At 25.9% G+C, this 15,144-nt stretch carries 13 protein-coding genes; all 13 read right to left on the reverse strand.

The window, feature by feature from the left end; genetic code table 11:
* Position 1: 1 nt before the first annotated feature.
* Positions 2 to 1,186 carry a radical SAM protein gene (locus RWJ08_RS01770; RefSeq protein ID WP_313960852.1) on the reverse strand — a complete coding sequence of 395 codons (1,185 nt, stop codon included), beginning with the start codon at positions 1,184 to 1,186 and terminating at the stop codon, positions 2 to 4.
* A gap of 19 nt (positions 1,187 to 1,205) precedes the next feature.
* The gene (locus tag RWJ08_RS01775) at positions 1,206 to 2,057 is read right to left on the reverse strand and encodes a hypothetical protein (protein WP_313960853.1); all 852 of its coding nucleotides are present in this window, start codon (positions 2,055 to 2,057) and stop codon (positions 1,206 to 1,208) included.
* Between the two features lie 75 nt (positions 2,058 to 2,132).
* A complete protein-coding gene (locus RWJ08_RS01780) occupies positions 2,133 to 2,312 on the reverse strand; it encodes a hypothetical protein (RefSeq protein ID WP_313960854.1) in 180 nt (59 codons plus the stop codon).
* A 243-nt stretch (positions 2,313 to 2,555) separates the two neighbouring features.
* Positions 2,556 to 4,583 (reverse strand): ATP-dependent DNA helicase RecG, encoded by a 2,028-nt coding sequence (gene recG / locus RWJ08_RS01785; protein ID WP_313960855.1) that lies wholly within the window; start codon positions 4,581 to 4,583, stop codon positions 2,556 to 2,558.
* 36 nt (positions 4,584 to 4,619) lie between these two features.
* Entirely contained in the window at positions 4,620 to 6,242 is a 1,623-nt protein-coding gene (locus RWJ08_RS01790; RefSeq protein ID WP_313960856.1) for a DAK2 domain-containing protein, read from the reverse strand.
* A gap of 9 nt (positions 6,243 to 6,251) precedes the next feature.
* The gene (locus tag RWJ08_RS01795; protein ID WP_293438878.1) at positions 6,252 to 6,605 is read right to left on the reverse strand and encodes an Asp23/Gls24 family envelope stress response protein; all 354 of its coding nucleotides are present in this window, start codon (positions 6,603 to 6,605) and stop codon (positions 6,252 to 6,254) included.
* Between the two features lie 71 nt (positions 6,606 to 6,676).
* Positions 6,677 to 8,041, reverse strand: coding sequence for an MATE family efflux transporter (locus RWJ08_RS01800; protein WP_313960857.1), 1,365 nt, complete (start codon positions 8,039 to 8,041; stop codon positions 6,677 to 6,679).
* A gap of 101 nt (positions 8,042 to 8,142) precedes the next feature.
* Positions 8,143 to 10,161: a bifunctional 4-hydroxy-3-methylbut-2-enyl diphosphate reductase/30S ribosomal protein S1 gene (locus tag RWJ08_RS01805; RefSeq protein ID WP_313960858.1), complete on the reverse strand. Its 2,019-nt coding sequence runs from the start codon at positions 10,159 to 10,161 to the stop codon at positions 8,143 to 8,145.
* On the reverse strand, positions 10,139 to 10,729 hold the full coding sequence (locus RWJ08_RS01810) for a 1-acyl-sn-glycerol-3-phosphate acyltransferase (protein ID WP_009732777.1): 591 nt from the start codon (positions 10,727 to 10,729) through the stop codon (positions 10,139 to 10,141). Before RWJ08_RS01810 ends, RWJ08_RS01805 begins: the two co-directional genes overlap by 23 nt.
* The gene (gene cmk, locus RWJ08_RS01815) at positions 10,722 to 11,378 is read right to left on the reverse strand and encodes a (d)CMP kinase (protein WP_041954060.1); all 657 of its coding nucleotides are present in this window, start codon (positions 11,376 to 11,378) and stop codon (positions 10,722 to 10,724) included. Before cmk ends, RWJ08_RS01810 begins: the two co-directional genes overlap by 8 nt.
* Positions 11,379 to 11,380: 2 nt before the next feature.
* The gene (locus RWJ08_RS01820; RefSeq protein WP_313961004.1) at positions 11,381 to 12,601 is read right to left on the reverse strand and encodes an NAD(P)/FAD-dependent oxidoreductase; all 1,221 of its coding nucleotides are present in this window, start codon (positions 12,599 to 12,601) and stop codon (positions 11,381 to 11,383) included.
* 227 nt (positions 12,602 to 12,828) lie between these two features.
* Complete coding sequence (gene rpmB / locus RWJ08_RS01825; RefSeq protein ID WP_009372827.1) at positions 12,829 to 13,035, reverse strand: 50S ribosomal protein L28; 207 nt, start codon at positions 13,033 to 13,035, stop codon at positions 12,829 to 12,831.
* Between the two features lie 120 nt (positions 13,036 to 13,155).
* Positions 13,156 to 15,144 carry an NAD-dependent DNA ligase LigA gene (gene ligA, locus RWJ08_RS01830; protein ID WP_313960859.1) on the reverse strand — a complete coding sequence of 663 codons (1,989 nt, stop codon included), beginning with the start codon at positions 15,142 to 15,144 and terminating at the stop codon, positions 13,156 to 13,158.

The following is a 15,144-nucleotide window of genomic DNA, read 5'->3' on the forward strand; positions in this document are numbered from 1 at the left end:
TTTATTCCTCCAAGTCTAATAAAGAAATCAACTTACATACACCATTATCCGGAGAACAGTCATTTCCATTTTCTTCAAGTGCTCTTTCTCTACAACCATGAGAACATAAATTATAATATTTGCAATTAACATTAAAGCAACCTATACTAAAATTTTTTGTGGAATTAATAGCTTCCATAAGATTATTACCCATAAAATACTTACTACTTATGTTCTCTGTCAATCCTGGACACAATTGAAAACGTCCATTCTTATCAACAAAAATTAGATTATCTCCTACACCACAACTATCGTTTTTTATAAATGATAAAATTTCATCTTCTTTTCCAATCATCTTAATACATGAAGCCATAAATTCAACATCTTCAAAAAGTTCTTCAGTTTTAAAAAAATCTATATTATGTACTGCATTACCTTTCATTATAACTCTATCCAAATGAATATCAATTTTTTTATTTGAAAAAAAATTAATCATTTTAATTATATCGTTATGATTATCTGGTAATATCATTGTATTAACTGTAACAGATTTTCCAAGTCTATTCAAATCAATAATATTGTTAATAGTTTTTTCAAAACTACCCTTACAACCTCTAAAATCATCATGTTTGTTTTTTGTAAAATAATCTAAACTTGTAGTTATTGATTTTACACATTTAAATTTTGATAACCTTATTATATCCCCACTTGATAGTAGTGTCAAATTCGTAAATATACCTATAGCTATAGGCAAATTATCAGCATATTCTAATAAATCAAAAATATAATCCTCACAGAATAATTCTCCTCCTGTTAAGTCTATATCATATATACCTAAATCAACAGCTTCTTCTAGTAATTTTTTTGATGTAGTAATATTAAAAAAATTTCCTTTATTATTTGTTTTTCCAATATAACAATGTTTGCAATTTAAATTACATCTTTCAGTCAATTGAATAAATAATCTATACTTGGAAAACCCTAAACTATTTTTAACAAATGGATAATAAGTATCTTCTCCATCTATTAGGATATTATTTTCTATAAGAAATTGATAAAAATCATAATCAAAACAATCTGATGAAACAAAATCAAAATTAGACATTAAATAACTAATCAATTCTAATGGTAATTTATATATTTTTTTATAGTCTTTACTAATTATATCATTGCCTAGAATATAATAGTAATTATTGAATATCTTCATATTAATCCTCCAATTAATATTATAAACAATTTAAAGAATATTCCAACAGAACATTCCAAGGTAAAATACTTGAAGAATTAGTAAGAATGAATCTATTAAAAATAAATTTATTACATAAAATAAATTTTTCATATTTTCTTGATCTTATATAATTATTCATAACAGAAACAAATTCTATGTTATTATATGATAAATTATCACATATAGAAATCTTACTATCTAAACATTTATAGGGAAAAATTCCATCTTTGTCTACATATATATATCTTGGATATTTAGATTTATTATTATGACATAGTTCTCCACTACACAAATACATATTACATGGATGTTTTTTTACTATTTGCAATTCTTTAAATAATGTTGATAAAGAAAAATTTATATCATTAGTAACTAATTCACTTATAATTTGATTAACTTTGCTAATATTAAAATATTCTTTTTCACTTACAATAAAATTAACAAACAAATTAATATTTTTATTAATATTTATAAATTCTTTTAAATAAAAATAGTTATATTGCTTATTAAAACTTAAATCAAAATCTAAAAAAATTACATCTACATCAAATTTACATTTATAAAAATCAAATATATTAGTCATATTTAATGTTTTAAATTTAAGTATATTTTCATTCTTTAAATAGCTTAAATTAATGTCTTTAGATACTAATATTAATTCTTTACTATGTCCTAAAAGTTTAAACATCTTATCTATAAAAATATAATCTTCAAATTGTTCCTCTATATCTAATATTACCATTTTAAAGTTTTTACTGTTTATTAAGTTTAATACATTATTTAAAAATGTATCACTATATTTTAAATCTATCTTTACATGAATTACTGAAAATTCAGAAATTTTATACATTATATCTCCTAACACAATAAATTAAGAAACCAAAATATGCAAACTTTAAGTTTGCATATTTTAATTATCTTTCACTTACAAAGTTCCAACTCCGCCATTACCACTGCAATGACAACGTCCAAAAAAAACTAATCCATCTTTTTTGTTAACTTCAACTACCTTTATTTTTTTTAAAAGTTCTTGTTTTAGTTCACATTGTTTCTCAGTATTAGTATCTGATTTAGAGAAGTTTTCTTTAAAATCTTTATTTTTCATATAATCACCTCCTTAATATATTATTTTAATATACTCTTTTAATACCTATAATATTATATAAAATTTTTATTTAACTCGTTACTCATATTGTACAAAATAAAAGTTTATTTGTCAACTATATTAATATAATTATATTATTTTAATTTAATTTTTTATAAATAATATCAGATAAAAAAAGTTTATACTATTATTTTTAAATTAAACTAAAAAAAGAGATAAAATTATAAACTCTATCTCTTTTCTTTAATTCATAATAATGTTATTACTTAAATTTTGGATAAATTCGTCAACATTTCTTTTTACAACTTGATTTTCTTCTTTTTCAAAATTAAAATCCTCACTCAAAATCTCATCAACATATTTTATAGCAGATTTTAAAAGCTCATAATCTTTTTGGATATTTAAAATTTTGAATCTTGCTTCTCCTGATTGACGATATCCAAGTATATCGCCATATCCTCTTAGTAAAAAATCTTGTTCTGAAATATAAAATCCATCATTTGATGAACACATTATATCCATTCTCTTTTTTACATTTGTACTTTTATTATTACTAACTAAAATGCAAAAACTTTCATAATTTCCTCTTCCTATTCTTCCTCTTAGTTGATGTAATTGACTAAGACCAAATCTTTCCGCATTGTAAATTACCATTATATTTGAATTAGGAACATTAATTCCAACTTCTATTACTGTAGTTGCAACTAGAACTTTTATTTTTCCATTTTCAAAATGTTTCATTATCCTATCTTTGTCAACGGGTTTTATCTTCCCATGTATAAACTCGATTTCAACGTCTTGAAAATATCTTTCTTTTAGACGCTCATATAAATTTATAACTGACTGTAATTCCAATGTATCACTTTCGTCAATAAGCGGACAAACAATGTAGGCTTGACGTCCTTCTGATATATGTTTTTTTATAAAATTCATATATCTTTCTTCATAATTTTCATCCACAAAATAAGTATTTACCTTTCCTCTACCACTAGGCAATTCATCAATAGTAGAAATATCCAAATCACAGAACATAACAAGACCAACAGTCCTAGGTATAGGAGTTGCACTCATAACTAATATATCCGGATTATTCGATTTTTTAGAAAGTAAAAGTCTTTGTTTAACACCAAATCTATGCTGTTCATCTGTAATAACAAAACCTAAATTCTTGTAAACAACTTTTTCTTGAAAAACTGCATGAGTTCCTATTATAATATCAACTTCTCCATTTTCAATCTTTTCTCTAATAGCTTTCTTTTCCGATTCTTTTAAACTTCCAACTAACAACTCAACTTTTATATTATATTTTGAAAAAAGATTTTTAGCATTTTCATAATGCTGTCTAGCTAAAATTTCAGTTGGTGCCATTAAAACTGATTGAAATCCATTTTTTATAACATTAAACATAGCAATAAAAGAGATTATTGTTTTACCACAACCCACATCTCCTTGAATTAGTCTATTCATTTGTTTATCATTAGACATATCTCTAAAAATATCTTCCAATACTTTATTTTGTGAATTAGTCAATTTAAAACTCAAGGATTTTATAAAGTCAAATGTTTCATCTTTTATCTCAAATCTAATAGCATCTTCATTATTTCTCTTTAATTTTTTCATAGAGAGTTGAAAATAAAAAATCTCGTCAAAGGCAAGTCTTCTTTTTGCTCTAATAAAACTTTCATTATCTTTTGGAAAATGAATGTTCCTAATTGCTTTATCATAATTTTCCAAGTTTAACTCATTTAGAATATTACTAGGTAGTTTTTCTTCAAAATATGAATTCTTTTTTAATAAATTTTGAATAATCTTAACTAAGTCTAGATTAGAAATTCCTTTACACAAATGATATTGTGGAATTATACTTCCAATAATATTAGCTTTATTTTGCATTGTAGGAGACTGAATTTCAACATTTTTTCCAAGTAATTTTGCCCTTCCATACATTTCATATACATTATTAATCTTTAAATTTTTTGAAATAAAGATATTATTAAAATATACAATTGTGCAATAATTCATTTCTTCATCCATTGCTAAAAATTTTGTAACTCTAATATTTCTTTTCTTTCTATTTTCCATTAAAGAAATGATTTTTAATCTATATGAATAACTTCCTTCTTCAGTTATTTCAGAAATTCTTTTAAATTTTGTTGTATCAATATAAGAATATGGAAAATATTCTAATAAATTATTAACTGTAAAAATTCCAAGTTTATTTAAAAGAGCAATTTTCTTTTCTCCAATTCCCTTAATATCTTTTAATTCCATAATTATCCTTACAAAAAAAGTCCTTTCGGACTTTTTCTACTCAACTGAAATCAAATAGTAATATAATGGTTGACCACCATATACTAATTCAACCTCAATATCTTCATATTTTTTCTCAATTAATTTTGCTAATTTTTCAGCATCTTTTTCTTTTACATCTTCTCCATAGTAAATACTTACTATAGATGAATCTTCATCAATAAGTTGATCAATAAGTGCTTTAAATGTATCTTCTATTTTCTTTTTAGACACTGTGATTTTACCTTCATTTAAGCCCATAAAATCATCTTTTTTGATTTTTACTCCTTCAATTTCAGTATCTCTTAGAGCATAAGTTATTTGACCAACTTTAACATTGGAAATAGCCTCAGTCATAAGTTCAATATTTTCATCAACTGATAAGGATTCGTCAAAATTAAATAATGAGCTAAATGCTTGTGGTATTTGTTTTGTTTTTATAACATGAAGTCTTTTATTAGAAATTTTTGCTGCTTGTTCTGAAACAAGTATAATATTACTATTATTAGGGAAAACAAAAATATCATCAGCATTAATCTTTTCAACTGCCTTTAAAATATCTTCAGTTGAAGGATTCATTGTTTGTCCTCCAGTAATAATTTCATCTACACCCATACTCTTAAAGATTTCATCAATACCATCTCCTGTTGAAATAGAAATAAAACCATATTTTTTATGTTCTTTCACTTCTTCGGACTTTTTAGCATCTGCAACTTCTTTGTCAGTATGATGTAAATGATTATGTTGTCTTCTCATATTATCAATTTTTAAGTCATGTAAAGGTCCAAATTCTAATGCCCATTCAATTGCTTGTCCAGGATGATTAGTATGAACATGGACTTTTATAATATTATCACCTTTTACTACAATTAAAGAATCTCCAATACTTGCAAGTTTATCCCTTAATACTCCATATTCTTCTGAATCACTTGTAACCATAAATTCAGTACAATATCCAAATTTAATATCTTCATCTTGTTGTGCAGCCAAGTGTTCAATTCTTGCAGGTCTATTGAATTCGTAATTGTTTTTAATTTCAACAACTTCATCTCCTAAGGCACCTTCAAGTAAATACATTAGTCCACGGCCACCAGCATCTACAACTTCTGCTTCTTTTAAAATAGGTAAAATTTCAGGAGTTTTTTCCAAACTTCTAAAACCTTCCTTTAAAATTTCTTTACAAAATTCAATTTCATCATTATAATGAGTATAATTTGCTTCTGCAAATTCACCCATTTCTCTTATAACTGTTAAAATTGTTCCTTCAGTAGGTTTTATAACTGATTTATAAGCGACCCTGTAAGCATTTACAAAACATTCCTTAATAGTTTCAACATCAAGTGTTACACTTTCTTTACTTCCTAAATAGAAACCCCTTAAAATTTGAGATAAGATTACTCCTGAGTTTCCTCTTGCGCCCATCAATGCCCCATCGCTAATAGCTTTAGTAACATCTGCACAAGTATTAATTTTTGAATTTTCTAAATTCTTTATTGCTGATTTAATAGTCAAAGACATATTTGTACCTGTATCTCCATCAGGAACTGGAAATACATTTAAGCTATTAACTATCTCTTTATTTGTTTCAAGATAATTACGAGCTCTTACAAATGCCTTTTGCAATTGTTCACTATTTATCATAATTTCCTCCTAATTACCTTCTAATTTTATTCCATGAACATTAATATTAACTTTTTTCACAGTTAATCCTGTCAAGTTTTCAACATTATATTTTATATTTTCTATTATATTCTCACAAACTGTTGAAATTTTAATTCCATATTGAATAACAATATGTAAATCTATGAAAATATTATCTTCTTTAAGTACAACATGAACACCTTTACCTGAATTATCCCATCCTAAAAGGTGATAGATTCCATCTTTAGGAGAAACATTAGCCAATCCGCTAACTCCATAACTCTCTCTTAACACATTAGCTACGATTGTTTTAATCACAGTAGGATTAATAGAAACTTTACCTAATTCATTATTAAATTCCATAAAAAAACCTCCTAATTTATACATAAGTATATAGACTACTATATCAAATTTTAAGAAAAAAATCAAGATTTTTATAAATCTTTAATAGCTGATTCCCATTTCACTTTCATAACAAAAAAGAAAAATATAAATGCAGCCATACAGTTTGAAAATAAATTACCCCAGAATATTGAATATACACCCAAATATTTTTCTGTAAATACTATAAAAATATATCTAAGTAGCCAAATTCTCATTATTCCAGTAAGTAAAGGCATTTTTGTTCTTCCCAACCCAATAAATACTCCTTGTTCAACTGTAAAAATTCCAAATCCAATTACAGAATACATATAAATTGTTAAAGCTTTATTTGTAATAGTAGTAATTTCAGGATTCTTTTGGAATAACTCAACAATATATGGATTTAAAGGTGTAAAAATTATTATTATTGCAAATACTATCATCAAAGAAAACAAAATACCGTAATAAAATATTTTTTTTGCATTTTTTACATTTCCATTCCCTATATTCATACTAATCATTGTAGTAACCGTTGTTCCAACACTTGTAGGCAAAACAAAATAAATTGAATTTATATTAGAAGCAATGGTAGAAGCATTAAGGGCAATAGATCCATATTTTACTACTTCTTTATTAATTAAAAAGAATCCAATATAAACTAAGATATATGATAAAATGCTGGGAATTGCTAAATTCATCGTCTTTTTTATAAATTCAAAATCGAATCTAAAATTTTTTAAAGAAAGTTGCATATCTGATTTTTTTATAAATAAATCATAGTACATCCAAATACCAATCAAAAAGTAAGACATAAAAGATGCAGATACTGCACCAAAAACTCCTAAATTTAAAATTGATAAAAATATTGTATTAAAAACTATTTTAAAAACCAAAAGAATTATCATACGAAAAAATGGTGCTTCAGGATGTCCTGTCCCATTTTTTATAGAATTAAAAATAGCTGCCATAAATAAAAAAGGTAAAACAAAAGAATAAAGTCCAAGATACTCAAAAACATGTACTGAAAGTTCTTCATTTACCCCTCTTGATATTATATAAGATAATATTAAACAGAGAGGCGAAAGTAGTAGTCCTATACCAAAAGATAAAACCAAAATTTGAACCGAACTATGCTTGGTTTTTTCAATATCGCCTTTCCCATATAATTGTCCTATTATTGCCGACGCCGCAACACTTAACCCCTGCGAAAAAGCATTTAAAATGTTTATTACAGATTGAGAAAAACCAATAGCTCCCGCTATAATATATCCTGCTCTATTGTTTAAAAATAATCCATCTGTAATAGGAATTAAAGATTGCACTAAACCCATCATAAAAATAGGTATAGTTAAAATAACTATAGTCTTTAATACTTTTTCACTAAGAATCATATTTCGTCGTTCTTCCGAACTTTTATTAAAAAATTTTACATTCATAAAAATCACTCCAGTTAAATTATATACCTTAACGAAAATTATTTCAATGAAAACATAAAAAAGCTGTCGTTTTTTCGACAGCTTTGTAAAATTTTTGAATTTTATAATTCTATATCAAGTAATGCACCAATTGAATTATCCAATTCTTGATTTTCAAATTTTGCTTCTTCTTCTTTTTCTTCTTCAACAACTACTTCTTTTTCTTCTTCAACTGTTTCTTCAACTGGTTTTTCAAGAAGTTCTTTTATAGATAAAGATATTTTTTGGTTTTCTTCATCAATATTTATAATTTTTACTTGTACTTCATCACCAATATTTAATACATCTGAAGCCTTTTCAATGTGATCATGAGAAATTTGAGAAATATGAACTAAACCTTCAACATTTTCTTTTAATTTAACAAATGCACCAAAATCAACTAAATTAATTACAGTTCCTGTAACAACATCTCCAACTGAATTATTTTCTAGGAATAATTCAAATGGTTTCTTTGTCAATTGTTTTAAACCTAATGAAATCCTATTTCTTTCTCTATTAAGTTTTAAAATAACAACTTCTACTTGATCTCCAACATTTAAAATATCAGAAGGTTTTTTAATTCTATTCCAAGAAATATCTGAAACATGAATTAAACCATCAACATCTCCTAAATTTACAAATGCACCAAAGTCAGTTAGCTTTCTAATTGTTCCTGTTAAGACATCTCCAACAGCCAATTTACTCCAAGCTAAATCTAATTTTTCATTTAATTCTTTTTCTTCTACTTCTCTTCTTGAAAGAACAACTTTTTTCTTTCTTTCATCAAGATTAATTATAGCACATTCTAATTTTTGACCAATATATGGTGTAAAATCTTTTACGAAGCTAGTTGTAATATGACTTGCAGGAATAAAAGCATTAATTCCATCAACAGTAGCTAATAGGCCTCCTTTAACTTCTTTTACTACTTCTGCTTCTACCAACTCTTTATTATTGAATTTTTCAACAAGATTTTGCCAATCTTTTAATGATTCTACTCTTCTAGTTGATAAAACAACATTACCTTCCCCATCATCAAGCTTAATTACATAAACGTCAATTTCTTGTCCTTCATGAAATAAATCTTTAGGTTTTTTAGTAACATCAGAAGATAACTCATCAAGTTTTATAATCCCATCACTTCTATAACCAATGTTAACCATAACTTCAGTTTCAGTGACATAAATTATAGTTCCTTTCACTATGTCTCTTGGATAAATTTTCTTAATACTCCCTTCTATTTGTTCCATAAATTCATCCTTGCTTAAAATTTCCATACCTTCAACTACCTCCTCTATTAACCAATCCGGAGTTGAAGCGCCGGCGGTTAATCCTATTTTCTTATATTTTACCATATCTTTCAATGGTAAATCTAAAAATGTTTCAATTCTATATACATTTTTACAATGCTTTTTGGCTACATCATAAAGTTTATTTGTATTAGAGCTACTGTATCCCCCAATAACTATCATACAATCAACTTTCTTAGAAATTTCTTCGCAAGAATTTTGTCTTTTTGAAGTTGCATCACAAATTGTATTTTCAATTATAACATTTTCATTCCTATCCTTTATTATATCAGAAAATTGAAAAAATTTCTCTACTAAATTGGTCGTTTGTGAAATAATATATAAATTTTTTTTGTTTTTTATCATTTCTGCTTCTTCTTTTGTATTTATTACACAAAATTTATTACCACAATAACCAACCATAGCTTTGATTTCTGGATGATTTTTATCTCCGATGATTATAATCTCATACCCATTTTCAACCTTCTTTTCAATTTTTCTATATATATTTAATAAAACTGGACAAGTACAATCAATACATTTATGTCCATATTCTATCATTTTTTTCTTAATATTTGGATGTATTCCGTGTGAACGTAAAACTATTGTTCCTTTTTTTTCGTTCTCATAATTATCAATAACCTTAAGTCCTTTTTCATCAAACTTTTCTACAACTTGAGGGTTATGAATTAATTCTCCATATGAATACACATTTTCATTTTTTTGATTTTCATTCAAAGTTTTGTCGGCTATTTTTACTGCCCTTTTTACTCCAAAACAAAAACCTGCATTATTTGCTATATAAATCTCCATTTTTTCCTTGATAAATTTTATAAAATAGTTCTTCTGTTAATTTATCAATAGCCTCCGCATCTTCCATATTTTCAAAATCACTAATTTCTATCATAGGATATATATCAACAGTTATTTTAGAAAAAATTTTATAGGTTCCTTCAATATGAATAGGCAATATATTTACTTTATTTTTCAAAGCAATTAAAGCTACACCTTTTTTCATATTACTAATGTCTATCGTTTTAACTCTTGTTCCTTCTGGAAAAATTCCAAGCATATTTCCTGATCTTATAACTCTAAAGCAAGACTTTATTGCTTTTAAATCAGTATTTTCTCTGTCTATAGGGATGACTCCTAGTTTTGAAAAGAATTTTGCCGAAAATTTTTTATCAAAAAGTTCTTTTTTTGCAAGAAAAAATATTTGTTTTTTTGTTAAAGTTGCAAGAATAACAGGATCAAATATATGAATATGATTAGCACTTATTATTATAGGCTCATCATCTTTAAAATTTTCAATTCCATTAACTCTTACTCTGTAAATTATTTTTATAAGAACAGAAACTATCCTAAGTAAAAATTTATACATTACTTTCTCCTCTAATATAGGATAAAAACTCTAATATAGTTTCCTTAAGAGTCTTATCGGTAGAATCTATTTCAATTGCATCTTTTGCCTTTTTTAGAGGAGATGCTTCTCTATTCATATCATCAAAATCTCTTTTTTCGATACTTTCCCTAACTTGCTCCAAATTAAGACCTTTTTTTCGTTCACTTTGCAAAAATCTTCTTTTTGCCCTTTCTTTAGAAGAAGCAGTTAAATAAAATTTAAAATCTGCCTTTGGAAAAATTACAGTTCCAACATCTCTCCCATCAAGAACACAACTTCCTTCCAATCCTATTTTTCTTTGAAGTGAAACCAAATGATTTCTAACATAATCATAACTTGAAACTAGTGATGCTCCTTTTGAAATCTCATCAGTTCTAATTTCCTTTCCTAATTTTACACCATCCATATAAAGGCAATTAGCTTTATATGTAAAATCAGTATTTTCAAGAATTTCTTTTATTTTATTATGGTTATCTAAAGGAATATTATTAGAAATTAGTTTAAATGCAATCGCTCTGTACATCGCTCCTGTATCTATATAATTAATCTTTAAAATTTTAGAAAGTTTTTTTGCAATGGTGCTTTTTCCAACTCCTGAAGGTCCATCTATTGCTATAATATAATCCATAATTACTCTCCTTCTATACAGGAAACTCCAGCTAAATGTCCAGTAGAAAATGCAATAGTTAAGTTATATCCACCTGTATTTGCATCTACATCTAATAGTTCCCCTACAATATATAAATTTTTTATAAGCTTACTTTCCATAGTAGAAGAATTAATCTCCTTAACTGAAACGCCCCCAATAGTAATAATTGCCTCACTTAATGGTCTTAAGCTCTTAAAATTAAATTTTAAATTTTTTATAGTTTCTACAAGCTTTTTTCTATCTTCTTTATTAATCTGATTAACTGGAATTTCTCCATTAACTCCAGATTTTTCGAGTACAAGTTCAACCATAGAACCTATTAAAACATTCGAAAGAACATTTTTTAAATTTTTATTCTTATTTTGATCAAATTCTCTTAGTAATCTAAGATCTAATGTATGCTGATCAAGTTTAGGTTTTAAATCAATTGAAATAACAAAATCTTCTGAATTATCAAAATACTTGCTTGATTTTAAAACTATTGGTCCACTAAAACCTGTATGAGTAAAAATCATTTCTCCAAACTCAGAATGTAAAAGCTTTTTATATTTACCATATATATTAAAATCTACAAATTTTAAACTTACTCCTGAATATTTCCTAATATTTTCTTTTACATCAATTCCAACAAGTCCAGCTTTTAAATCAGTTATTGTATGACCCAATCTCTTTAAAATTTCATGACCTTTCCCTCTAGAACCTGTAAAAGGATAAGATTTACCCCCTGTAGCAAATACAACTTTATCAAAAAGGCCATAATCTTTGTTACAAACTAATTTAAATTTATCCCCAATAATCTTTACATCATCAATTTCAGTATTTAAAATAATTTTAACACCTTTTACATTTAATGCTTTTTCCAATACCTTTATAACATCACTTGATTTATCAGAAAGCGGAAAAACTCTTCCCCCATGTTCAACTTTAGTTCTTAGGCCATTCTCGTTAAAAAATCTCAAAATATCCTCATTAGTAAAAGAATACAAACTACTATATAAAAAATTTTTATTTCTATTTACTTCATCAAAAAATTCGTAAATTTCTTTTGAATTGGTAATATTACATCTTCCTTTTCCTGAAATATAAATTTTCTTACCAATTTTTTCATTTCCTTCAAACAAAAATACATCGGTATTTTCGTTTTTTGAAAATATCGCACTCATAATACCTGATGCACCTGCACCAATAACTGCTATTTTTATAAAATCACTACCTTGAACTTAATAATTTAACTCATATAAGTATAAAATATTTTTTGCATTTAGTCAAATTTTTTATTATTTAATTTTTGAATTTTTACATTTAATATAATATCAATAAATTGTAGAAATATGTTATTTATTGTAATATAAAATTTCTCAAACAAAATTTTTAATATTTGAACAAAAAAATAGGAAGATAATAATCTTCCTAAAAATTTTCATTATAATTATTCAGCTGAAGTAAATGAAGGTCTTTCAACAAAACCACTCTTCAAACATGTAGTACAAACATTAATTCTCTTTACAGAGCCGTCAACAACAACTCTTACTTTTCTAATATTTGCTCCCCATGATCTACTGCTCTTTCTATGTGAAAAAGTTACTTTATTTCCAAATAATTTTGTTTTATCACAAATTGCACATCTTTTTGACATTTTCATACCTCCTTTTACAAACTCAAATTTAACATTAGTATTATATCATAGAACAATCGCCTTTGCAAGTCTTTAAAAACATCTTATTAAACATTTTTTCGTATCCATAAACTAAAGGTATTATCCCAAACTGATACTTTGTAAAAAACTTTCAAGATTTTCTTCAGTTATAATTTCTATTCCAAGCTCTTGTGCTTTTTTTAATTTTGAACCAGCTTTTTCTCCTACCACTAAAAAGTCAGTAGACTTTGCAACAGCAGATTGAACTATAAGACCATTTTGAGAAAAAATATCTTCTAAATCTTTTCTTTTGTAATTTTCAAAAGTACCTGTTATTACAATTTTCTTATCAGTAAATTCACTTTTTGAAATTTCTTCATAAGGAATTACTTCTATTCCTTTTTCAAGTAATTTATCCAAAGCACCTTTACTATATTCATCATTAAAAAATTCAAAAATAGAACTTGCAACAACCTCCCCAATATCATTAATATGCAGTAATTCTTCAATAGTTGCTTTTCTTAAATTAACTAAATTTTTATATTTTTTAGCTAAATCTTTTGCAGTTTTAATCCCTACATTTTTAATTCCAAGCGCATAGATAAAGTTTTCTAAATTTACATTTTTGCTCTCTTCTATTGAGTTTAATAAATTATTAACTTTCTTATCTTTAAATTTTTCTAGAGTGATAAGTTCATCATATTTTAAATCATAAATTTTATAAACTTTATCCACTCCTAATTTATCAAACAATAATTCAATAGTTTTTTCACTTAAACCTTCTATATTCATTGCATTTTTACTTGAAAAATGAACAAGTGAAGAAGTTAACTGTGGTGTACATGCTAGAGTATTTGTACAGAAAAAATGCACTCCATCTCTAATCAATTCGCTATTACAATAAGGACAATGTGTTGGCATTTTAATTTCTATCTCATTTCCATTATCTTCATCCATTGTTCCAAGAATTTCCGGGATAACGTCATTTGAACGTCTTATCAAAACTCTTGAATTGATTTTTACTTTCTTTCTTAAAATATCATCATAATTATTTAAAGTTGCCCTTTGAACAGTTACATCACCTATTTCAACTGGTTCTAAAATAGCTGTAGGAGTAACTTTTCCTGTCCTACCTACATTCCAAACAACTTCTTTTAAAATTGTACTATATTCTTCTGCCTCAAATTTATAAGCTATTGCAAATCTAGGAAATTTATTAGTATATCCAAAAAATTCTCTAAGTTCAAAGTCATTAACTTTAATTACAACACCATCTGTCAAATAGTCAACTTTTTTTCTTAAAACATCTATTTCTCTTATTTTATATTTTATCTCTTTTAGATTAAGACATTTTTTTTCATATTCATTTACTTTAAATTTATTTTCTTTTAAAAACGAAATCATCTCTTCTTGAGTTTTAAATTGCTCATCAGACTTAAAGCCAACATTGTAAATAAAAGCATCTAAATTTCTACTAGCTGTCTTTTTGGGGTCAAGATTTCTAATCGCTCCTGCTGCAGCATTTCTGGCATTTTTTAAAGGTACTTCTGCCGTCTCGTTATATTTTGCAAGGGCAGAGAGAGGCATAATAGCTTCTCCTTGAATTTCAACTAAACCTTTATAATCAATTTCAAGCGGGATACTTTTTATTGTCTTTACTTGTTCAAAAACTTCTTCTCCATATACTCCATTTCCTCTAGTAGATGCAGAAACTAAAATTCCTTTATCATAAGTTAGATTAATTGTAAGTCCATCAAATTTAAATTCAACATAATATTCCAAAGTCTTTTTAGTATTGTTTATAGAATTATATTCATTTAAAAGTTTTAAACATCTATTATGAAACTCTTCAAGTTCTTCAAAACTTTGCGCCTTTTGTAAACTGTAAAGCTCTTTTAAATGTGTATGTTTTTCAAATTTTTCTAAAACTTCTCCACCTACTCTTTGAGTTGGAGAATTTGGTAAAATTACGCCTGTTTCTTTTTCTAATTTAAGAAGTTCATCATAGAGTTTATCATACTCAGCATCACTTACAATAGGCTCGTCTAAAGTGTAATACTTATATGCCCAAAGATTTAATTTTTCTACAATTTCTTTCATTTTATCCAT

The sequence above is a fragment of the uncultured Parvimonas sp. genome, assembly GCF_963524015.1.
Lineage (GTDB): Bacteria > Bacillota > Clostridia > Tissierellales > Peptoniphilaceae > Parvimonas.